The organism is Limimaricola sp. G21655-S1, assembly GCF_027213785.1.
GTDB lineage: Bacteria > Pseudomonadota > Alphaproteobacteria > Rhodobacterales > Rhodobacteraceae > Limimaricola.
The window spans coordinates 179,429-200,412 of record NZ_JAPWGO010000005.1 but is presented as its reverse complement, the minus strand read 5'-3'; the positions used below and the strand labels follow the sequence as shown (position 1 = coordinate 200,412).

Genomic DNA, 20,984 nt, shown 5'->3' with positions numbered 1-20,984 from the left:
CCTTCATCGGCCTGCAGGCGCTCGCGGTCGCGGTGCTGATCCTGTTCCCGGCGATCGCCATCTACTGAGACGCGCCCGTCGCCCATGACCGGCCCGCCCCCCCCCCCGTATCACGAGGGGGGCGGGCCTTTTTCGTGGGGCAGGGGGGTCTTGGCCGCGCCCGGATTCGCGCCGGGATCAGCGCGGATCGCTCGAGGTCTCGCGGATGATCAGAGCGGGCGGGATCTCGATGCGCCGGGGCGGCGCGCTCCGGTCGCCGTTCAGGAGCGTGCCGACCAGCTGCGCCGCCTCGGCGCCGATCCGCTCGGCATGGGCGTCGACCGTCGTCAGACGCGGCGCGCAGACCGCGCCGATCTCGTAATTGCCGAAGCCCGCGAGCGCCAGCGCGCCCGGCACCGCGATCCGCCGCCGCTGGCACTCGGCCAGCGCGCCGAAGGCCACGAGGTCGGAGACGCCGATCACTGCGTCGGTGTCGGGATACCGCGCGAGCAGCGCGTCGAGCGCCGTCGCGCCGGCGGCCATGCTGATCGGCGGCTCACCGAGCGGGGCCAGCCGGCAGGTTTCGAGACCGTGCCGCGCCATCGCCGCGACGAAGCCGGCCCGGCGCTGCCGGCCCCGCGGATCGCGATCGGAATCGCCGCCCAGAAAGCCGATGCACCGACGGCCCCGCGACACGAGGTGATCGACGAGCAGGCCGATCGAGGCGGCGTTGGAAAACCCCACGACGTGATCCAGCGGATCGTCCGGCAGGTCCCAGAGCTGCACGATCGGCAGCTTCGAGACGCGCAGCAATTGCCGGGTGCGGGGCGTGTGCTGCCCGCCGGTCAGCACCACCGCCTCGGGCTTGCGGCGCAACAGCTGTGCGATGACTGCCTCTTCCTGCGCGGGATCGTACTCGGTGTTGGCGAGCAGGATCTGCAGACCTTCCCGCGCCAGCCCCTGGGTCAGCGCCCGCACCGTCTGGGCGAAATTCGCGCTGTCGATGGTGGGCACGGTGACGGCGACGAAGCCGGTCCGGTTCTGGCGCAAATTCGCCGCCGTGGCGTCGAAGACGTAGCCCAGCTCCTCCGCCTTTCGCAGGATCTTGTCGCGGGTCTCGGGCCTGACGCTGTCGTCGCCCTTGAAGGCGCGCGAGACGGTCATCGCCGAGACGCCCACGGCCCGGGCGACATCGGACATCCGGATCGCCGCGCCGCGCGCAGCCGGGCTCATGCGCCGCCCCTCGGTCAGGCCGAGACGCCGCGGGGGCAAAGACCCGCGCGCGGCATCGATGCGGGATCAGAGCGAGACACTGATCGCACCGTCGACATAGAGGACGTGGCCGTTGACGAAGCTTGACGCTTCGGACGAGAGGAAGACGCAGGCACCGACCAGCTCATCGACCTTGCCCCAGCGCCCCGCCGGGGTGCGCTTTTCGAGCCAGGCCGAGAACTCCGGGTCGGCAACCAGCGCGGCGTTGAGCGGCGTGTCGAAATAGCCGGGCGCGATGGCGTTGCATTGCAGCCCGTGCCGGGCCCAGTCGGTCGCCATGCCCTTGGTCAGGTTGCCGACCGCGCCCTTGGTGGCGGTGTAGGGGGCGATACCGGGGCGGGCGAGGGCGGTCTGCACCGAGCAGATGTTGATGATCTTGCCGTGGCCGCGCGCGATCATGTGCCGCGCCGCCGCCTGGCCGACATGGAACACCGATGCGATGTTGGTCTGCAGCAGCGCCTCGAAGCGGTCGGCGGGAAAATCCTCGAGCGGCGTGCGGTGCTGCATCCCGGCGTTGTTCACGAGGATGTCGATGGCGCCCGTCTGCGCCTCGAAGCCGTCGATCGCGGCGCGCACCTCGTCATGACGGGTCGCGTCGAAGGCGAGGGTGGCGATCTCGGCCTCCGGCAGCTCGGCGGCGAGCGTCTCGCGCGCCTGCTCCAAGCGGGCCGGGTCGCGGCCGTTGAGCACGAGATGGGCCCCGGCCTGCGCCAGACCGCGAGCCAGAGCGAGGCCGATCCCCTGCGAGGAGCCGGTGATCAGGGCACGTCGTCCGGACAGGCCGAACATGGTTTCCAGATACGCGTTGCCTAGGGTCATCCAGCTCTCCCGACGGTGTAGACATGTCCTCGTCCGCCTTCTATGTTATCGATAACAAGACGAGTCAAGCAGGGTCTGGCGCGGCTGCGGCGTTTCGACCCGAGGGAGAGGGAACATGGGCCAGCCACTCGATCATCAGTCGGCTCTCGGGCAGGGCGCATGCGCGCGCTTCGCCCATGGGGCTTGCGCCCGATGAAGGCCGTCGTCATCCATGCCGCCCATGATTTGCGGGTCGAGGAGCGCCCCTCCGAGGCGGTCGGGCCGGGGCAGCTGCGCGTCGCGATCGAGCGGGGCGGAATCTGCGGCTCGGACCTGCACTACTATTCGCATGGCGGTTTCGGCGCGGTGCGGCTGCGCGAGCCGATGATCCTCGGCCACGAGGTGTCGGGCCGGGTCGTCGAATGCGGCCCCGGCGTGACCGGGCTCGAGGCCGGCGATCTCGTCGCCGTCTCGCCCTCGCGGCCCTGCGGCGGCTGCCCACAATGCCATGCCGGGCGACCGAACCATTGCGAGAACATGCGTTTCTACGGCTCGGCCATGCCGTTCCCGCATATCCAGGGGGCGTTCCGGCAGGAGCTGGTGGCCGATGCGGCGCAATGCGCTCTGGCCAACGGGCTGAGCCCGGGCGAGGCGGCGATGGCCGAGCCGCTGGCAGTGACGCTGCACGCGGCCCGCCGGGCGGGCGAGCTTCTGGGCAAGCGGGTGCTGGTGACCGGCTGTGGTCCGATCGGCCTGCTCTCGATCATCGCCGCGCGCCATGCGGGCGCGGCCGAGATCGTGGCCACCGACCTGACCGATTTCACGCTCGGCGTGGCACGGCAGGTCGGGGCCGACGTCACGATCAACACCGGGCGGGATGCCGGAACGCTCGCGGGCTACGCGGCGGGCAAGGGCAGCTTCGACGTACTGTTCGAATGCACCGGCGTGGCGGCCGCGATCGCGCCGGCGCTGGCGGCGATGCGCCCGCGCGGCGTGGTGGTGCAGCTGGGGCTGGGCGGCGACATGTCGCTGCCGATGATACTGGTCACCGCCAAGGAACTGGACCTGCGCGGGTCGTTCCGGTTCCACGAGGAGTTCGCCCAAGGGGTCGCCGCGATGCGCGCGGGCCGGATCGACGTCAAGCCGCTGCTCACCCATGCGGTCGGCCTCGACGAGGCGGAGCAGGGCTTCCGGCTGGCCAGCGACCGCAACAGCGCGATCAAGGTGCAGATCCGGTTCGACGCGTGACAGGCGCACCGGCCCCGGGACAGCGACGGGCTGTCCCGGGGCCGGGGGCTTGCGAATGAGGGGGGGCGACGCCTTGCCGGGACGCAGTCGGGCGTCCATCCCGCATCGGTGACTTTGCGCAGGGCGCGAACGGGCGTATCCTGCGCCGGTCAGAGGAGATCTATCGACATGGACCATGTGCGCGCCGCCTTCCGCCCTTCGGTATCGCCGCGAGAAGCCATGTCCCATGTCCAGCTCCGTCACCCTTTCCCATCTTTCATGGTCCGCCCCTGACGGCACCCCCGTCCTGTCCGATCTCGACGCCGTCTTCGGCGCCGAGCGCAGCGGCCTCGTCGGTCGCAACGGCAGCGGCAAGACCACGCTGCTGCGGCTGATCGTCGGGGAACTGCGACCGCGTTCGGGGCAGGTCGGCTGCGACGGGCGCGTGGCGATGCTGCGTCAGGACGTCCGGTTCGGGCAGGGCGAGACCATCGCGGCGCTGTTCGGGGCGCGCGAGGCGCTGGCGCTGCTCGACCGGGCCGAGGCAGGGCTGGCCGGGATCGACGAGCTGGCCGAGGCCGACTGGACGCTGCCCGCGCGCATGGCGGCGGCGCTGGACCGCTGCGGCCTCGCCCTCGACCCGAAGGCGCCGCTCTCCGGCCTTTCGGGCGGAGAGCGGACGCGGGCCGGTCTCGCGGCGCTGCTCTTCGCCGAACCGGACCTGCTGCTGCTCGACGAGCCGACCAACAATCTCGACCGGGCGGGGCGGGCCTTGGTGGCGGCGGTGCTGCGCGACTGGCGGCGCGCGGCCATCGTGGTCAGCCATGACCGCGACCTGCTCGAGGAGATGGATGCCATCGTCGAGTTGTCGGAGCTGGGGGCGCGGCGCTATGGCGGCGGCTACAGCGCCTACCGCGCGTGGAAGACGCGCGAGATCGAGGCGGCGCGGCATGATCTGGCCGATGCCGAGAGGGCCCGCGCCGCGCAGAAGCGTCGGGCGCAGCAGGCGGCCGAGCGCAAGGCGCGCAAGGATGGCCGCGGCCGCAAGGGGCGGGCGAAGGGCGGCCAGGCGAAGGTTCTTCTGGATGCGGCGAAGGAGCGTGCCGAGGGCTCCGGGGGTGCCGGGGCGCGGCTGCGCGAGGACCGGCGCGCCGCCACGGAGGCGCGGGTCGCGGCGGCGCGCGAGGCGATCGAGATCGTCGCGCCTCTGGCGATGGAGATCGCGCCCACCGGCCTCGCGCGGTCGCGGCTGGTGCTGCGGCTCGACCGGGTCAGCGCCGGTCCCGACCCGGACCGCCCGGTCATTCGCGACCTGTCGCTGGTGATGACCGGGCCCGAGCGCATCGCGGTCACCGGCCCGAACGGCAGCGGCAAGACCACGCTTCTCGACCTCGTGGCCGGGCGGCGCGCGCCCTGCGCCGGGACGGCGCGGCTGGAGGTCGCCTGCGCCTATCTCGATCAGCATGTCGGCCTGCTGGCGCCGGGGATGTCCTTGCGCGATGCCTACAAGCGGCTGAACCCGGCGGCGCCGGAGATGGAATGCCGCGCGGCACTGGCGCGGTTCCGGTTTCGCGCCGAGGACGGCTTGCGGCAGACCGGATCGCTCAGCGGCGGCGAGCGGCTGCGGGCGGGGCTCGCCTGCACCATCGGCCGCCCGATGCCACCGGCCCTGCTGATCCTCGACGAGCCGACGAACCATCTCGATCTCGACGGGATCGAGGCGCTGGAGGCGGCGCTCGTCGGCTATGACGGCGCGCTGCTGGTGGTGAGCCACGACGAGTCTTTCCTGGACCGGCTGCGGCTGGATCGGCGGGTGGAGCTGGGCGGGGGCCCTGTCGGGTTCGGCCTTCGGTGAAATGGTCCCACATCGGTTCACCGGAGAGGCTGTCCGACGCGGGCGGGGCAGGGGCCCAAGGCTTTGGCGGCCCGCTGCGGAAGCGTCGAATTGCTTCGGTACGTGCGTCGGGCGTTCTCCAGACCTGCGAGCATCCGACACGTCCCCGCCGGGTCGTCGGGCCAGTTCGAACGCCCGCGGCGCTGCCTCACAAGGCGTCGTAGCAGATACTCGCCGGTCATTCCGAACCCCACGAGAACCCCCAACGCAGGAATCCGGTATTTTGGCATGCCAAAACTTTGACATGTCAAATTCGACGGTCTAACGATTGGGGGGCACCCGGCGTGGTGCAGTGGGAATCAGGGGGGAGACTTGAACATGCTGATGAAAACCGCGGCGATCCTGGCCGCCATCACGACCCCCGTCGCAGCGCTTGCGCAGGAGGCCTTTCCGGACGGCACCATCGAGGTGGTCACCCATTCGGGCGCCGGTGGCGGCACCGACACGACCGCCCGCATGATGATCGCCTCGGTGGCGCCGGTGCTGGACACTGACATGGTCATCGCCAGCCGGCAGGGCGGCTCGGGCGCGGTGTCGATGGAGTATCTCGACCGCCAGCCCGCCGATGGTCACACCATCCTCGTCTGGACCACCGGCCATGCCGTGACGCAGGCCAAGAACGGCGCCAGCGGTGCCGAGGGTCTGATCCCGATCGCGCGCGGCACCAACGACCCGCAGGTGCTGATGGCCAAATGCGGCGTCCACGCGGACACCCAGGCCTTCATCGACGCCCAGAAGCAGGAGTCGATGTCCTACGGCGTCACCCATGTCGCCAATATCGACGACGTCTCGGCCTTCATGTTCGCCAAGGCGGCGGGTCTGGCGCAGCCCGACATCATTCCCTTCGAGGGCGGCGGCGACCTGCTGACCAACCTCGTCGGCGGCAATGTCGACGTGGGCGTGCTGAACTACGGCGAGGCGGTGGCGCAGATCGAGGCGGGCGAGATCTGCCCGATGGTCGTGATGGGCACGGAGCGCCTCGCCACCGCGCCCGACACCCCGACCACCGCCGATCTCGGCATCGACGCCGATTTCGCCACCGTGCGCGGCTTCGCCGTCAAGGAGGGCACGCCCGAGGCCGTGGTCGAGCAGATCCGCGCGGCGATGATGGAGGGCATGAAGTCGCCCGAATATCTCGAATTCCTCGAAAGCCAGGGTCTCGACGAAAGCTCGGTCGCGGATGCCGAGGTCTGGGGCGCGCAGATGAACAACTCGGTCGCCCGGATGCGCGAGGCGCTGGTCGAACTCGGCTATATCGGCGGCTGAGCCGGCCCGACGGACGGCCGCCCGGGAGGGGCGGCCGTCGCGCTTTGTTCACCCCCGGGGAGGAGGACCCGCATGAGGGCCCGAAATTCGTCGTTCCTGCCGCTGATCGCCTGCGCGCTGATCGCCGGTTTCGCCTATGGCTGGTCCTACACCTTCAAGGACGTGCCGCCGATGCTGATCCGCGGCTTTCAGCCGGGCGCGTTTCCGCGGCTGGTGGCCGGCATCATCATCGCGCTGTCGCTGATTGGCCTGTGGCAGACGCGCCAGGCCGGGGAAGAACGCCCCGGCGCGCTACCGCGCGAGTTCCATCTCTCGGTGCTGATGCTCGGCCTGTTCGGCGGGCTGGCGCTGATCGGCGATTTCCTGTTCGCGCTGATGATCGGCTGCGCCGGCCTCGCCTGGTGCTGGGGCGAAAGGCGGCCGCTGGTGCTGATCGGTCTCGGCCTCGTGGCGCCGGTCGCGGTGGTGCTGTTCTTCGACGCCGCCTTCCAGGTCCGCTTCCCGCGCGGCTTTCTCATCAACCTCTATTACGGGTAGGCGCGACATGGGCGATATCCTCTCGGGGCTTCTGGCCCTCGGCGACCCGCAGCTGTTGCTGCTCATCGTCGCCACGACGCTGGCGGGCACGGTGATCGGGGTTCTGCCGGGGCTCAACGCCACCACCGGCGCGGCGCTGATGCTGCCCTTCACCCTGACCATGGACCCGATCTCGGCCACGGTGGTGCTGGCGACTATCTACGGATCGGCCACCTTCGCGGGATCGATCACCGCGATCCTGATCAACACGCCGGGCACCTCGGCCTCGGCCACCACCTGCCTCGACGGCTACCCGCTGGCGCTGCGCGGCGAAGCCGGGCGCGCGCTCGGCGTCGCGACCATCGCCTCGACCTTCGGCGGGCTGGTCTCGATCGTGTTCCTGTTCGTGGCGGCGCCGCTGATGGCGCGGCTGGCCTATGATTTCGGGCCGCCGGAGTACTTCGCGCTGACGCTGTTCGGCCTGTCGATGCTGGCCACGATCGGCGGCGGTTCGGCGGTGAAGAACCTGATCGCGGGCGCCTTCGGCGTGCTGCTCGCCACCATCGGCGTCGACCTGCTCACGGGCGTGGAGCGCTATACCTTCGGCACCCACGCGCTCTATGACGGGATCGGCTTCGTGCCGGTGATGATCGGCATCTTCGGCATCGCCGAACTCTTGCGCCAGTCGACCCGGCTCGACACCGAGCGGCACCTCATCGCGATGCGCGCGGTCAAGCTGCCCGGCTGGGCCGACATCCGGCGCATCCGCACCACGGTGCTGCGCTCCACCGGCATCGGCACCTTCATCGGCGTGCTGCCGGCCGAGGGCGCGACCATCGCCTCGATGATCTCCTACAACGAGGCGCGGCGCTGGTCGCCCAATCGCGACAATTTCGGCAATGGCGAGATCGAGGGCATCGCCGCCTCTGAGGCGGCCAACAACTCGGCCATCGGCGGCTCGCTGGTGCCGACGCTGGCGCTCGGCATTCCCGGCAGCCCGACCGCGGCGATCATCCTCGCGGGGCTTTTGACCCAAGGGCTCCAGCCCGGGCCGATGCTGTTCGCCGAGCAGGGCGAGTTCCTGGGCGTGATCTTTGCGGCGCTGCTCGTGGCCAACTTGCTGTTCATCGCCGTGGGGCTTGGCGGCGCGCCGATCTTCGCGCGGATCACCACGATCCCGGTGCGCATCCTGTGGCCGCTGGTGTTCCTGTTCTCGATCGTTGGCGCCTATGCGATCCGGCAATCGCAGGTCGACGTGATCATCGCGCTGGCCTTTGGGGTGATCGGCCACCTGATGATCCGCCGCGGCTTCTCGGTGGTCTCGCTCGCCATCGGGCTGGTGCTGGGCGCCATGGTCGAGCAGCGGCTCGGCCAGTCGGTCGCGATGTTCCGGGGCGAATGGTGGATGCTCTTCACCCGGCCGATCGCGCTGACCTTCTTCGCGCTGACCCTGCTCGCGCTCTTCGGGGCGCCGACCACCAACCTCATTCGCAAAATCACACGAAAGGAGATCGCGTCGTGACCAAGATCACCTCGATCCGCACCCGCGTCTGGCACTGGACCGGCCCGACCGTTCCGCCGCAGGGCAATTTCTGCACCAATGCCTCGGACGCGCTCTACGAGAAGGGCGACGCGATGTCCTCCTTCCGGTTCCACCAGTGGCTCACCGTCGAGGTGGAATGCGACGACGGCACCATCGGCATCGGCAACGCCGCGCTGGCGCCCAGCGTGGTCAAGCGGGCGATCGACGACTGGTACGCGCCCTTGGTGATCGGCGAGGACCCGTTCGACTACGCCTATATCTGGGAGAAGATGTATCGCCGCACCCATGCCTGGGGCCGCAAGGGCATCGGCATGACCGCGATCTCGGCGATCGACATCGCGATCTGGGACGCGATGGGCAAGCTCGTCGGCAAGCCGGTCTTCAAGCTCTTGGGCGGCCGCACCAAGGAGAAGATCCCGGTCTACTACTCCAAGCTCTATGCCCGCGACATCCGCGAGATGCAGGCCGAGGCCGAAGAGGCCATGGCGAACGGCTATACCGCCTACAAGTCGCGCTTCGGCTACGGCCCCAAGGACGGCATGCCGGGCATGCGCGAGAACCTCAAGCGGGTCGAGGCGCTGCGCGAGGTGATCGGCTACGACAACGATCTCATGCTCGAATGCTACATGGGCTGGAACCTCGACTACGCCAAGCGGATGCTGCCCAAGCTTGTCAAATACGAGCCGCGCTGGCTCGAGGAGCCGGTGATCGCCGACGACGTGGCGGGCTATGCCGAGCTGAACGCCATGAACATCGTGCCGATCTCGGGAGGCGAGCACGAGTTCTCGGTGATCGGCTGCGCCGACCTGCTGCGCCGCGGCGCGGTCAGCGTGCTGCAATACGACACCAACCGGGTCGGCGGCATCACCGCCGCGCAGAAGATCAACGCCATCGCCGAGGCGTTCCAGGTGCCGGTGATCCCGCATGCCGGACAGATGCACAACTACCACCTGACCATGGCCAACGCGAACTGCCCCATCGCCGAATACTTCCCGGTCTTCGACGTCGAGGTCGGCAACGAGCTGTTCTACTACATCTTCGAGGGCGATCCGGAGGCGCAGGGCGGCTTCCTACAGCTCGACGACGAGACGCCGGGCTTGGGCATCTCGATCAGCGACCGGCATCTCGACAACTTCCGGATCGAGGAATGACCACCATGAGGCCCGAGACCCTGACCGGCGCGTGGCCGGTCGCGCCGACCCCCTTCCACGCGGACGGCTCGCTCGACCTGCCGGGCATGACGCGGGTGCTCGACTGCATCATGGAGCAGGGCGCCGACGGCGTCTGCATCCTCGCCAACTTCTCCGAGCAGTTCCTGATCTCGGACGCGGAGCGCGAGACGCTGACCCGGCACTGCCTCGACCACCTCGCGGGCCGAATGCCGGTGATCGTCACGATCTCGCATTACGCGACCCCGATCGTGGTCGAGCGGGCGCGGCTGGCGCGCGATCTGGGCGCGGTCGCGGTGATGATGATGCCGCCCTATCACGGGGCGCTGCTCAAGGGCACGGCCGAGCAGTGCTACGAGCAGTTCGCCCGGGTGGGCGAGGTCGGCATCCCGATCATGGCGCAGGACGCGCCGCTCTCGGGGGTCGAGCTGCCGGTGCCGCTGCTGGTGCGGATGGCGCGCGAGATCGAAATGGTGCAGCATTTCAAGATCGAATGCGCCGGTGCCGCGGCCAAGCTGCGGGCGTTGATCGCCGAGGGCGGCGAGGCCGTCCTCAGCCCGCTCGACGGCGAGGAGGGGATCACCATGCTCGCCGATCTCGACGCGGGCGCCACCGGCACCATGTGTTCGGCGATGATCCCGGAGCTGATCCGCGAGGTGGTGACGGCGCATCACGCGGGCGACCGCGCGCGGGCGGTCGCGGGCTATACGAGGATCCTGCCCGCGATCAACCACGAGAACCGGCAATGCGGCTTTCGCGCCGCCAAGGCGGCGATGGTCGAGGGCGGCGTGATCCGCTCCGACTTCTGTCGCCACCCGGTGCCGCCGTTGCCGCCCGAGACGCGCGCCGAGTTGATCGGGCTGCTGCGGCCCCTCGACCCCATCGTGCTGCGCTGGGGGCGCTGAAAGGAAACACGACCATGACCGACGAGTCCAACCTGTCGAAAAGCCTCGCCGAGATGGCGCCGATCTCGGGGCGCAAGACGCTGTGCGACGAGGTGGCCGAACGGCTGCGCGAGCTGATCCTGCTGGCCAAGCTCGCCCCCGGCGCGCCGATCCGCGAGCGCGACCTCGCCGAGGCGATGGGGATCAGCCGCACGCCGCTGCGCGAGGCGCTGCGCATCCTCGAAGCCGAGGAGCTGGTGGTCTATTCGCCGACCCGCCGGCCCTTCGTGGCCGATCCGGATCTGGAGACGCTGGAGCAGAACCTCTCGGTGCTCGGCGCGATCGAGGCGCTGGCCGGCGAGCAGGCCTGCCACAACGCCACCGACGGGGAGATCGCCGAGATCGAGCGGATCTGCCGGGAGATGGTCGAGGGCTCCGAGACCGACGAGCCGCTGACCTTCTTTCGCCGCGACATGGCCTTTCACGAGGCGATCGTCACCGCCAGCCGCAACCGGCCGCTGGCGCAGACCCAGCGGCAGTACAACGCGCGGCTATGGCGCGCGCGCTTCATCTCCTCGCAGCGCAAGCCGGACCGCCCGCGCACGTTGCGCCAGCACGAGGAGGTGGTCCGCGCCCTCAAGGCGCGCGACGCGGTCGCCACGGCGGCGGCGCTGCGCCAGCATCTCGAAACCGCGGTGGAGAACATCGCCAAGACCCGATCCGAACAGGCCGAGGAGGGCCGCAAGACATGACACCCCGTATCGGCATCATCCCCGGCGATCCCAGCGGCATCGGCCCCGAGCTGACCGCGAAGCTGATGGCGGCGGAGGGTATCCGCGAGGCCGCCGAGATCCTGCTGATCGGCGATCGCTACGTGCTCGAGCAGGGCATGCGCCAGGCGGGCGTGGATCATGCCCTCGTGCCGGTCGATCCCGGGGATTGGCACGCGCCCTCGGACGGCATCGCATGGCACGAGACCGAGACCATCGCCGCCTCGGAGATCGAGGTGGCGGTCGAGAGCGCGGCCTCGGGGCGCTCGGTGCTCGCGACCATGGACCGGGCGCTGGAGCTTTTGCAGGCCGGGCATATCGACGGCCTGGTCTTCGCGCCCTTCAACAAGGCGGCGATGCACATGGCGGGTCTCGCCCATGCCGACGAGCTGCACCACATGGGCGAGTGGCTCGGGGTGACGGGGTATCTGTCCGAGCTCAACGTGCTCGACGGCATGTGGACCTCGCGCACCACCAGCCATATCGCGCTGCGCGACGTGGCCGATGCGATCACGCCCGAGCGGCTGGAGGAGGCGGTCGACCTGATCGACCGGACGCTGCGGCGCTCCGGCATCGCGCGGCCGCGGATCTCGGTCGCGGCGCTGAACCCGCATGCGGGGGATGGCGGCAATTTCGGCCGCGAGGAGATCGAGGTGCTGCGCCCGGCGATCGAGGCGATGCAGAAGCGGCAGATGCCGGTGGACGGGCCGTGGCCCTCGGACACGGTGTTCCTCAAGCTGCGGGATCGCGAGATCGACGCGGTGGTGACGATGTATCACGACCAGGGCCAGATCGCGCTCAAGCTCATGGGCTTCGAGCGCGGCGTCACGGTGCAGGGCGGGCTGCCCTACCCGGTGACGACGCCGGCGCATGGCACCGCCTTCGACATCGCGGGGCAGGGCCGGGCGCGGGTCGACGCGATGCGGCAGGCCTTCGACATCGCCTGCGACATGGTTGCCAACTGGCAATGACCCGGCGCGGCGCGCTTTCCCCTCCGGTGGGTCCGGAGGGGAGGGAGGCTTCGCGCCACCAGTGCCGGTGGTTCGGGTCGATGCCGGTGGGCTTGGACGGCGGCGGCAAATCGGGAGACCCGGTCGCGGGGACGACCGGCGAAACGGGAAAGGCGAGCGCGGGTCGTGGAGACCCGGCGCTGGCCCCTCCCCGGCGCTCGGTCACGAGCCGGCGTCGGCCCCGGCGCGCAGCGATTTCGCATACTCCTCGAGCTGTGTGGCCACGGTGCCCCAGCCGTCGTGGAAGCCCATCTCCTCGTGCCGCTGCCGGGCCTCGGCCGAGCGGTGCCGCGCGATCGCGGTATAGCGCGTGCCGCCGTCGGGGTGATCCTCGAACTCGATGATCGCGGTCATGAAGGGGTCGGGGTTGGGCTTCCAGCCCTCTGTATAGGCGTCGGTGAAGACGAGGCGGCGGCCTTCGACCACCTCGAGGCAGACGCCGTCATTGCGCATCTCGTGGCCTTCGACGTCGAAGGTGGTGTTGAAGCGGCCGCCCGGGCGCAGGTCGATCTCGCAATCCGTGACCCGATGCGGTTTCGGCACGAAGAACTGCTTTATGTGCTCGGGCGTGGTCCAGCATTCCCACAGCAGCGCGCGCGGCGCTTCGATCCTGCGGGTGAAGCTGAGATCGGTCGATGGGTCGAGGGTCATCTCTCGCGGTCCTTCATCAGGTTGGCGACGTAATCGTCGAAACGGTCGAGCCTGCCGTTCCAGAGCGCGCGCTGCTCGCCGAGCCAGTCCTGCACCGGCGCGAAGGCGTCCGGCGCGAGCTGGCAGTGGCGCACCCGGCCTTCCTTGGCCGTGGTGATCAGCCCCGCATCCTCAAGCTTCTTCAGATGCCCCATGAAGGACGGCAGGGCCATATCATGGGGCGCGGCCAGTTCGCTGACGCTCGCCGGGCCCCGCGCGAGGCGGGACAGGATGGCGCGCCGGGTCGGATCGCCGAGCGCGGCGAAGTGCAGGTCGAGACGTGCATCAAGCTTAGCCATGTGACTAACTAAGCACCGGCGTGGATTCGTGGCAAGAGAAAGTTAGGCGTATGCATAAGTTTTGTGATTGCCGGTGGTAGTCCGGCTCGGGTCTCTCGAACGCTCAAGGCGGTTTCGGGTAGGCTTGGTTCGAAAATCTTCGCGGGAGGGATGGGGGAGGGGACGCGCCGATTCCGGATCGGGCTCGAAGCAAGATCCGGGGACTGCGGGACAGGGGCCGTCACTGGTCTCGCTGCCTCATGGCCCATGAGGGAGGGGCCGCAGAACGGCCACATCGCGCCGCGATCACGATTGCGCTGCCTGCGGAAACGGATACCCGTCCCGATTGTTTGTCCCCCGAGCAGCCAGATGCCGGGCCGGCATCGCGGGCTGCGATCCGAAATCTACAGGAGCGCGACGTGAGCGAGCATGAAGACAAGGCCAAGGGCGCGATGAACAAGGCCGCCGGCGCCGCGAAGGATGCCGTCGGCGACGCGACCGGCGACAAGGATCTGCAAAACGAGGGCAAGGCCCAGAAGCTCAAGGGTCACGGCCAAGACATCAAGGGCGAGGCCAAGGGCGCGCTCAAGGACAAGGGCTGAACCGACCCGGAACGAAGGCCGCCCGCTCGGGCGGCCTTCGCATGTGGCGCCGGGCAGGTCCCGGCAGGCTTTGGCCATCGGCTCAGGGCCGGACCGCCACCACCTCGATCTCCACTAGCCAGGCCGGGTTCGCCAGCCCCGCAACCTCGACCACCGAGCGGGTTGGAAGATTGGGCTGATCCTCGGTGCCGAAGAACTGCGTGTAGCCCGCCATGAAGCCCGCGAAATCCATCGCGCCGCCATCCTCGGCCGCGGTCAGGAACACGGTCATCTTCACCACGTCCGACATGGCGAGGTCGAGCCGTTCGAGATTGGCCTCGATGGTCTGCAGCACCGAGACGGTCTGCGCCTCGGTGTCGCCATAGGAGGCGCGGCTGCCCTGTTCGGCATCCGGATCGGTGACGCTCGGCACCGTGCCGCTGAGATAGACCAGCTGCGCGTCGGCGGGCAGTTCGACCGCCATAGAGATCGGAAAGTCGCTGTCGGGCAGCGGGTGCCGGGTCAGCTCCTGCGCCGTGACCGGCCAGGCGCAGATCAGCGCCAGCCCCGACGCGGCGGCGATGCGGCGCGCGGTCATGGCCGCACCCCCGCGACGTCCTCGGGCGTGGCCGCGATGCCTTCCTCGCCCTCGACGTAATCATTGCCGAAATTCGAGCGGATGTAGTTGGTGACCTCGGCGACCTGCTGGTCGTCGAGAATGCCGCCGAGCGGCGGCATCGCCTTTTGCCCGTGGACGATGACGTAGATCGGGTATTCGGGGAATTCGAGCATCTCGTTGTCGGCCAGCGCCGGATACATGCCCGCGCCCACCGCGCCTTCGCCCTCGGGCATGTGGCAGCCCGAGCAGACGGCGCGATAGATCGCCTCGCCGCCCTGCTGCGTCAGCTTCGCGGCCTCGGCGAAATAGGCCTGCTCCTGCTCGGAGGGCTCGAAGGTGCGGAACGCCTCGCGCTGGCCGGATTCCGCGATTTCGCCGGTCTCGGCCCCGGCATCGGGCTGGTCCTGGGTCTGCGAGAGGACCGGCAGCGACGCGCCGAGCGCGAGACCCGAGAGGATCAGCGTAAGGGGAAGCGGTTTCATTGCGTCTCTCCCGCGTTGGAATTGGTCACGTGGTCATGCAGCCTCCGGATCGCGTCGAGCGCCGACAGGATCGCGCCCTCCTGCCAGCCGGGCAGGTAGGAGATGTGCTCGCCGGCCAGAACGATGCGGTTGTCGCGCGTCGCGGCGATCTCGTAATCGGCCTCGCGGTCCTTCCAGATGCCGTAGCAGCCGAGCACCCATGGCACCTTGTGCCATGTCACCGAGACGCCGTTGTCGAACTCCTCGGTGTATTGCGGATGGATCCGGCTGCCATATTCGACCGCCCATTTGGTCCGCTCCTCCGGCTGCATGGCGTTGAACTGGTAGGCGGTCGCGCCCCAGGCATAGCCGCCCAGAAGCACCCCGGGCCCGTCGGTCAGATAATCATGCGAGGGGTAGGAGATCAGCGCGATCGGCAGGTCGGTATAGCTGATGCCGCCATAGATATGCTCGTCCTGCTCCCAGAAGCGGCGCTTGAATTCGAGGCCGAATTTCACCGATCCCGCGTAATACATGGAATCGATGACCGCGGTCTTGTCGCCCGAGAGATTGTGCTCGATCTGGCCGAGGATCGAGAAGGGGATGGTGCAGACGCAGTAATCGCCGGTCCGGGTCATCATTCCGCCGCCATTCGCGAGATCCTCGTATTCCACCGTGACGCCATTCTCGTCCTGGATCATCGAGACGACCTTGGCATTGTAGGTGATCAGCTCGCCCACCTCGCGCTCGAACCCTCGGGCGATCATGTCCATGCCGCCGACCGGCTGGAACATGGTCGACTGGTGATGCGTGGTCTCGGCCTCGACCAGCCAGGTCCAGAGCTCCGATTGCAGGATCCGGTCGAGCGAGATCGGCTCGGAGGGTTCGGGCGCGGCGTTGAGACCGCCGCCGGGCCATTTCTCAAAGCCGCGATATTCCGAGGTGTGGTCCGATTTCACGTAGCGGTAATTCTCGTCGAGCATCCCGTATTCGACGAGGCTGTCGAGCAGCTTCTGCTTGTCCTCCTCGGTCACCTCCTCGTCGAGCGCGCCCTGGTTGGTCACCTTGGCCAGAAGCTCGGAGATCTGGCCGCGGTAATCGGTGGCGATCTCGCGGAAGCGTTGCGGCTTGCCGTCGAAGGCTTCCGCGCGATGCAGGTAGGCGTTGTGGTTCTTCTGGATGAAGGGTTCGAGCTTCACGCCGAGCCGCTTGCAGTAGTCGAGCACCGCGTGGTGGTGATGCGGGATGCGCCACGGGCCGGGGTTAAGGTAGTTGCCCTCGGCGAAGCGCACCTCCTGCGTGGCGCCGCCCAGCTCGGTATAGCTATCGCCGCCGCGCAGGGTCCAGCAGCGGCCGCCGGCCTTCTCGCGGTATTCGATGATCTCGACCTCGTAGCCCGCGGCGCGCATCTCGAGCGCGGCGGTCATGCCGGCGAGGCCGGCGCCGAGGATCAGCACCTTGGCCCCCTGCGGATCGCCCTCGAGCCGGATCGGGCCCGCATAGCTCGATTCCTGCGCGAAACCGAGCGTGGTCATCGCCTGATACATGGCGGTGGTCCCGGCGGCGAGGCCGACCATCTGCAGCAAGCTGCGACGTGACATGCTCATCTCTGTCCCTCCGTATGACGCTGGCGCGCAATAACCGCGCCTCCGGGATCGAGTATTGCGCCGCGACCGGAGGGCGTCACCCGTTGGGAAAAAATAAAAAGAAAATCGGGAATTGAGTTTGATACGAAATGCATTCGGTCTATTTGGAAATTGGTGCGCATATCGCGGCGCTAATCGAATTTCATTTCCGGTCCGTTTTTGAACGCCGAGTCTTGCCTGCCCGATCTCGCGCGGCCGGGGGGGTGCGACGGTCGCTTCGCCGAAGCGCGCGGCGGGCTCGTCGGCGTCGAGGCATGGATGGCGCGGTCGCGAATGGTCGCTCCTTGGTTCACCCGGCGAGACCGGGAGGCGTCGTGCCAACCGCAGCGGACGGATCGCAGGTGGTGAAACAGCGGGCATGAGCGCCTGATTTTCATGCAGGCGGTGGAGATGGCGCCAGCGTGTGCGGTACCGGGCTCTCGTCGAAATTCCAATAATAACAGAGATGTGAGCGGTCCCCTCGGCGCTTCGGTTCCGCGACGGCACATGCCTTGGGAAAGTTTTTCGAAAGTGGGTTGCCAGGTCGCGGCAGGTCTGCCACCAATTCGGCATTGGTTTTGAAATAGGTTGAAGCCGCGGTGGCCCCGAGGTCACCGGAACGCGGGAGGCGCGCCATGAACCAGCCGCTCTTGGAGGTCGAGAACCTGCGCTTCCGCTTTCGCGGGCAGGCGCAGGACGTGGTGCAGGACGTGTCGTTCCGGCTCGGCCGCAACGAGACGCTCTGCATCGTCGGCGAGTCCGGCTGCGGCAAGAGCGTGACCGCGCTGGCGCTGATGGGGCTGCTGCCGCAGGACTCGGTGCGGTTCGGCGCCGGGCGGATCCGCTTCGACGGCGAGAGCTTCGCGCCGGGCGATCACGACCGCATCGCCAGGATGCGCGGCGACCGGATGGCGATGATCTTCCAGGAGCCGATGACCTCGCTCAACCCGGCCTTCCGGATCGGCGACCAGATCGCCGAGGCCGTCGAGCGGCATCGGAACTGCGGTCATGCGGCGGCTCGGGCCCGGGCGCTGGAGATGCTCGGCAAGGTCGGCATCCCGGCGCCGGAGCAGCGGCTCGACGCCTATCCGCACCAGCTGTCGGGCGGCATGCGGCAGCGGGTGATGATCGCCATGGCGCTGGCCAACGATCCCGAGCTGCTGATCGCGGACGAGCCGACCACCGCGCTCGACGTCACCGTGCAGGCGCAGATCCTGGAGCTGATCGCGGAATTGCAGGCCGAGACCGGCATGGGCACGATCATGATCACCCATGATCTCGGCGTCGTGGCCGAGATCGCGACCAACGTCGCCGTCATGTATGCGGGGCAGGTGGTCGAATACGGCTCGGCCCGGTCAATCTTCGAGAACCCGCAGCACCCCTATACCATTGGGCTGATGGCCTCGGTCCCGTCGCTGACCGGCCCGCGCCGCAGGCTCTCGACCGTGCCCGGCGTGGTCCCGGCGATCGGCCAGATGCCGGAGGGCTGCCGCTTTTCCTCGCGCTGTCCCTTCGCGGCGCCGGTCTGCGCGGGCCGGCCCGATCTCGCGGAGCAGGATCCCGGCCACCGCGTCGCCTGCCACTTCGCCCCCCTCGAACGGACGCTGGAGCGCAGCGCATGACCGACCTGATCCTCAAGGCGGACGGCCTCAAGAAGCATTTCCAGGTCGGCGGCGGCTTCATGGCCGAGACCAAGACGGTGCGCGCCGTGGACGGCGTCTCGATCGAGGTGCGTCGCGGCGAAACCTTCGCCATCGTCGGCGAAAGCGGCTGCGGCAAGTCGACGCTGGCGCGGCTGCTGATGCGGCTGCTGGAGCCGACCGAGGGCGCGATCGAGTTCGACGGGCGCGACATCGCGGGCATCCGCGGCCGCGACCTGCGCGAGCTGCGCCGCGACATGCAGTTCGTGTTCCAGGACCCGTTCTCCTCGCTCAATCCGCGCATGAGCGTGGGCAAGCTGGTGGGCGAGCCGATCGAGACGCACCGCCCCGAACTCAGCCGCGCGCAGCGTCGGCAGGAGGTGGCGCGGCTGCTGCGGACCGTGGGGCTGCGTCCCGAGCATGCAGACCGCTACCCGCACGAGTTCTCGGGCGGCCAGCGCCAGCGCATCGGCATCGCCCGCGCGCTCGCCTCGAACCCGCGTCTGGTGATCGGCGACGAGCCGGTCTCGGCGCTCGACGTCTCGGTGCAGGCGCAGGTGGTCAACCTGCTGCACGATCTGAAGTCGAAGCTCGACATGACGCTGGTGATCATCGCCCACGATCTCGCGGTGATCCGCCACATGAGCGACCGCGTCGCCGTCATGTATCTCGGCCAGGTGGTCGAGAGCGGGCCGACCGACGAGATCTTCGCGCGCCCCCGGCATCCCTACACGCTGGCGCTCCTGTCGGCGATCCCCGAGCCGGTGCACGGCCGCGAACGGACCCGCATCGCGCTCAGCGGCGAGACGCCGAGCCCGGCCAGCCCGCCATCGGGCTGCCGCTTTCACACCCGCTGCCCCTTCGCGCGTGAGGATTGCGCGACCCGCGTGCCCGAGCTGCGCGTGGCGGCGAACGAGACCCGCGTCGCCTGCCATTACTGGGAGGAGATCGCGGCCACGCGGCCTAAGGCGGGCCTCACCCCCGCCGCCGCGCGCAGCGAAGGCGCGCAACGACGCTTCGCCCTCTACGAGGCGGCCACGCTGCGACAGACAGACCGACCCGAAACGGCGAGCAACGCCGGGGCAACCACCTGACCGACAGACAGAGGTAAACGCATGACCTTCCGCAAGACCACGCTGCTCGCGGCGCTTCTGAGCGCCACCGCGCTCTCGGCGCAGGCGGCCGATTTCCGCTTCGCGCTCGAAAGCGATCCGGACATCCTCGACCCCGACCAGTCGCGCACCTTCGTGGGCCGCATCGTCTATACCGCGCTGTGCGACAAGCTCGTCGACATCACGCCCGAGCTGGAGATCGTGCCGCAGCTCGCGACCGAGTGGAGCTGGAACGAGGACGGCACCGCGCTCACCATGACGCTGCGCGAGGGCGTGACCTTCCATGACGGCACCCCCTTCGACGCCGAGGCCGTGGCCGCCAATATCGAGCGGTCGCAGACCATGGAGGAGAGCCGCCGCAAGTCCGAGATCGCCTCGATCACCGGCACCGAGGTGCTGGGTCCGCACCAGATCCGCATCGATCTCGCCCAGCCCGACGCGACGCTGCTGGCGCAGCTCGCCGACCGCGCGGGCATGATGGTCTCGCCCACCGCCGCGGCCGAGGCGGGCGCCGATTTCGGTCTCGCCCCGGTCTGCTCGGGCCCCTACAAGTTCGAGGAGCGGGTCGCGCAGGACAAGATCGTGCTGTCGAAATTCGCCGAGTATTGGAACGCCGGGGAGTTCCACTTCGACACCGTGACCTACCTGCCGATCCCCGACAGCACCGTGCGACTGGCCAACCTGCAATCGGGCGACGTGGACGCGATCAACCGGCTCGCCGCCACCGACGTGGCGCAGGTCCGCAACGATCCCTCGCTCAAGGTCGAGGAGGCGGTGTCGCTGGGCTACCAGGGCATCACCTTCAACATCGACAACGGCGAGCGCGGCGACAACCCGTGGGGCAACGACGCGCGGCTGCGCAAGGCGCTGGAGCTGGCGATCGACCGCAACGCCATCAACCAGGTCGTGTTCGAGGGCACCGCGCCCGCCGGCAACCAGGCCTTCCCGCCGAACTCGCCCTGGTACGACGCCAGCCTGCCGGTGCCCGAGCGCGACGTCGAGGCCGCCCGCGCGCTGCTGGCCGAGGCGGGCTACGAGAACGGCATCGATCTGGAGGTGCAGGCGCCCAACACGCCGGTCAACCTGCAGCTCATGCAGGTGATCCAGTCGATGGCCGCCGAGGCGGGGATCAACATCTCGATCACCTCCAAGGAATTCGCCACCATGCTGTCGGACCAGACCGCTGGCGACTTCACCGCGAGCCAGGTCGGCTGGTCGGGCCGGGTCGATCCCGATGGCAACATCCACCAGTTCATGACCACCGATGCGGGCCTCAACGACGCCAAGTACTCGAACGAGGAGGTCGACCGCCTGCTCGACGAGGCGCGGGTGACCACCGACATGGCGGCGCGCAAGGAGAGCTACGATGCCGCGGCCAAGATCCTCAACGAGGACAAGCCGATCATCTATCTCTACCACGAGACCTGGATCTGGGCGCTGGACGACGCCATCGAGGGCTTCGTCCCCTATCCCGACGGCATGTTCCGCCTCGCCGGCGTGACCAAGTCCGAGTGACCTGACCGGCCGCGCCGCCGGGGGGGGCGGGGGGGGGCCCCCCCCCCCCCGGGGGGCGGGGGGGGGGGGGGGGGGCGCGCCCCGGGGGGGGGGGGGGGGCCCCCCGGCGGGGGGGGGGGGCGGGTGGGGTGGGGG

The 20,984-nt window shown here is 69.0% G+C and carries 20 protein-coding genes; 13 read left to right on the top strand and 7 right to left on the bottom strand.

The genetic code is table 11. The features are described from left to right. Nucleotides 1–177: 177 nt before the first annotated feature. Entirely contained in the window at nucleotides 178–1,212 is a 1,035-nt protein-coding gene (locus tag O4G76_RS07740; protein ID WP_269396786.1) for a LacI family DNA-binding transcriptional regulator, read from the bottom strand. A 66-nt stretch (nucleotides 1,213–1,278) separates the two neighbouring features. After that, nucleotides 1,279–2,070: an SDR family oxidoreductase gene (locus tag O4G76_RS07735; RefSeq protein ID WP_269396785.1), complete on the bottom strand. Its 792-nt coding sequence runs from the start codon at nucleotides 2,068–2,070 to the stop codon at nucleotides 1,279–1,281. Nucleotides 2,071–2,262: 192 nt separating this feature from the next. On the opposite strand from O4G76_RS07735, the gene O4G76_RS07730 reads away from it, so the two are divergent. The 9 genes from O4G76_RS07730 to O4G76_RS07690 all read left to right on the top strand — a co-directional run bounded on the left by O4G76_RS07730 (nucleotide 2,263) and on the right by O4G76_RS07690 (nucleotide 12,289). Beyond that, nucleotides 2,263–3,297 carry an L-idonate 5-dehydrogenase gene (locus tag O4G76_RS07730; protein ID WP_269396784.1) on the top strand — a complete coding sequence of 345 codons (1,035 nt, stop codon included), beginning with the start codon at nucleotides 2,263–2,265 and terminating at the stop codon, nucleotides 3,295–3,297. Nucleotides 3,298–3,523: 226 nt separating this feature from the next. Continuing rightward, nucleotides 3,524–5,131, top strand: a complete 1,608-nt coding sequence (locus O4G76_RS07725) for an ABC-F family ATP-binding cassette domain-containing protein (RefSeq protein ID WP_269396783.1) — start codon at nucleotides 3,524–3,526, stop codon at nucleotides 5,129–5,131. A 357-nt stretch (nucleotides 5,132–5,488) separates the two neighbouring features. Next, nucleotides 5,489–6,436, top strand: coding sequence for a tripartite tricarboxylate transporter substrate binding protein (locus O4G76_RS07720; protein ID WP_269396782.1), 948 nt, complete (start codon nucleotides 5,489–5,491; stop codon nucleotides 6,434–6,436). 72 nt (nucleotides 6,437–6,508) lie between these two features. Then, complete coding sequence (locus tag O4G76_RS07715; protein ID WP_269396781.1) at nucleotides 6,509–6,973, top strand: tripartite tricarboxylate transporter TctB family protein; 465 nt, start codon at nucleotides 6,509–6,511, stop codon at nucleotides 6,971–6,973. 7 nt (nucleotides 6,974–6,980) lie between these two features. Next, nucleotides 6,981–8,474 carry a tripartite tricarboxylate transporter permease gene (locus tag O4G76_RS07710; RefSeq protein ID WP_269396780.1) on the top strand — a complete coding sequence of 498 codons (1,494 nt, stop codon included), beginning with the start codon at nucleotides 6,981–6,983 and terminating at the stop codon, nucleotides 8,472–8,474. Then, nucleotides 8,471–9,646: an L-rhamnonate dehydratase gene (locus O4G76_RS07705; RefSeq protein WP_269396779.1), complete on the top strand. Its 1,176-nt coding sequence runs from the start codon at nucleotides 8,471–8,473 to the stop codon at nucleotides 9,644–9,646. Before O4G76_RS07710 ends, O4G76_RS07705 begins: the two co-directional genes overlap by 4 nt. Next, nucleotides 9,643–10,569 carry a dihydrodipicolinate synthase family protein gene (locus O4G76_RS07700; protein ID WP_269396778.1) on the top strand — a complete coding sequence of 309 codons (927 nt, stop codon included), beginning with the start codon at nucleotides 9,643–9,645 and terminating at the stop codon, nucleotides 10,567–10,569. Before O4G76_RS07705 ends, O4G76_RS07700 begins: the two co-directional genes overlap by 4 nt. A gap of 14 nt (nucleotides 10,570–10,583) precedes the next feature. Further along, nucleotides 10,584–11,300, top strand: coding sequence for a GntR family transcriptional regulator (locus O4G76_RS07695; RefSeq protein ID WP_269396777.1), 717 nt, complete (start codon nucleotides 10,584–10,586; stop codon nucleotides 11,298–11,300). Further along, the gene (locus tag O4G76_RS07690) at nucleotides 11,297–12,289 is read left to right on the top strand and encodes a 4-hydroxythreonine-4-phosphate dehydrogenase PdxA (RefSeq protein WP_269396776.1); all 993 of its coding nucleotides are present in this window, start codon (nucleotides 11,297–11,299) and stop codon (nucleotides 12,287–12,289) included. The genes O4G76_RS07695 and O4G76_RS07690 overlap by 4 nt, the downstream gene beginning before the upstream one ends. A gap of 201 nt (nucleotides 12,290–12,490) precedes the next feature. Here the strand turns inward: O4G76_RS07690 and O4G76_RS07685 are convergent, their stop codons facing one another. Both O4G76_RS07685 and O4G76_RS07680 read right to left on the bottom strand, forming a co-directional pair. Further along, nucleotides 12,491–12,979, bottom strand: coding sequence for an SRPBCC family protein (locus tag O4G76_RS07685; protein WP_269396775.1), 489 nt, complete (start codon nucleotides 12,977–12,979; stop codon nucleotides 12,491–12,493). After that, on the bottom strand, nucleotides 12,976–13,317 hold the full coding sequence (locus O4G76_RS07680) for a helix-turn-helix transcriptional regulator (protein WP_269396774.1): 342 nt from the start codon (nucleotides 13,315–13,317) through the stop codon (nucleotides 12,976–12,978). Before O4G76_RS07680 ends, O4G76_RS07685 begins: the two co-directional genes overlap by 4 nt. A 398-nt stretch (nucleotides 13,318–13,715) precedes the next feature. Here O4G76_RS07680 and O4G76_RS22030 point away from each other — a divergent pair, with 398 nt between their 5' ends. Further along, nucleotides 13,716–13,898: a CsbD family protein gene (locus O4G76_RS22030; protein WP_269396773.1), complete on the top strand. Its 183-nt coding sequence runs from the start codon at nucleotides 13,716–13,718 to the stop codon at nucleotides 13,896–13,898. 82 nt (nucleotides 13,899–13,980) lie between these two features. Here O4G76_RS22030 and O4G76_RS07670 read toward each other — a convergent pair whose 3' ends face one another. The 3 genes from O4G76_RS07670 to O4G76_RS07660 are packed head-to-tail and all read right to left on the bottom strand — an operon-like array spanning nucleotide 13,981 to nucleotide 16,564. After that, entirely contained in the window at nucleotides 13,981–14,475 is a 495-nt protein-coding gene (locus tag O4G76_RS07670) for a RidA family protein (protein WP_269396772.1), read from the bottom strand. Continuing rightward, nucleotides 14,472–14,978, bottom strand: coding sequence for a cytochrome c (locus tag O4G76_RS07665; RefSeq protein WP_269396771.1), 507 nt, complete (start codon nucleotides 14,976–14,978; stop codon nucleotides 14,472–14,474). The genes O4G76_RS07670 and O4G76_RS07665 overlap by 4 nt, the downstream gene beginning before the upstream one ends. Next, on the bottom strand, nucleotides 14,975–16,564 hold the full coding sequence (locus tag O4G76_RS07660; RefSeq protein ID WP_269396770.1) for a flavin monoamine oxidase family protein: 1,590 nt from the start codon (nucleotides 16,562–16,564) through the stop codon (nucleotides 14,975–14,977). The genes O4G76_RS07665 and O4G76_RS07660 overlap by 4 nt, the downstream gene beginning before the upstream one ends. A gap of 653 nt (nucleotides 16,565–17,217) precedes the next feature. Here O4G76_RS07660 and O4G76_RS07655 point away from each other — a divergent pair. From O4G76_RS07655 to O4G76_RS07645, 3 genes are read left to right on the top strand one after another with little or no spacing between them, the layout of a single operon-like run. Beyond that, nucleotides 17,218–18,204 (top strand): ABC transporter ATP-binding protein, encoded by a 987-nt coding sequence (locus O4G76_RS07655; protein ID WP_269396769.1) that lies wholly within the window; start codon nucleotides 17,218–17,220, stop codon nucleotides 18,202–18,204. After that, complete coding sequence (locus tag O4G76_RS07650) at nucleotides 18,201–19,316, top strand: ABC transporter ATP-binding protein (protein WP_269396768.1); 1,116 nt, start codon at nucleotides 18,201–18,203, stop codon at nucleotides 19,314–19,316. The genes O4G76_RS07655 and O4G76_RS07650 overlap by 4 nt, the downstream gene beginning before the upstream one ends. Before the next feature lie 21 nt (nucleotides 19,317–19,337). Further along, complete coding sequence (locus O4G76_RS07645) at nucleotides 19,338–20,849, top strand: ABC transporter substrate-binding protein (RefSeq protein ID WP_269396767.1); 1,512 nt, start codon at nucleotides 19,338–19,340, stop codon at nucleotides 20,847–20,849. Nucleotides 20,850–20,984: the final 135 nt, after the last annotated feature.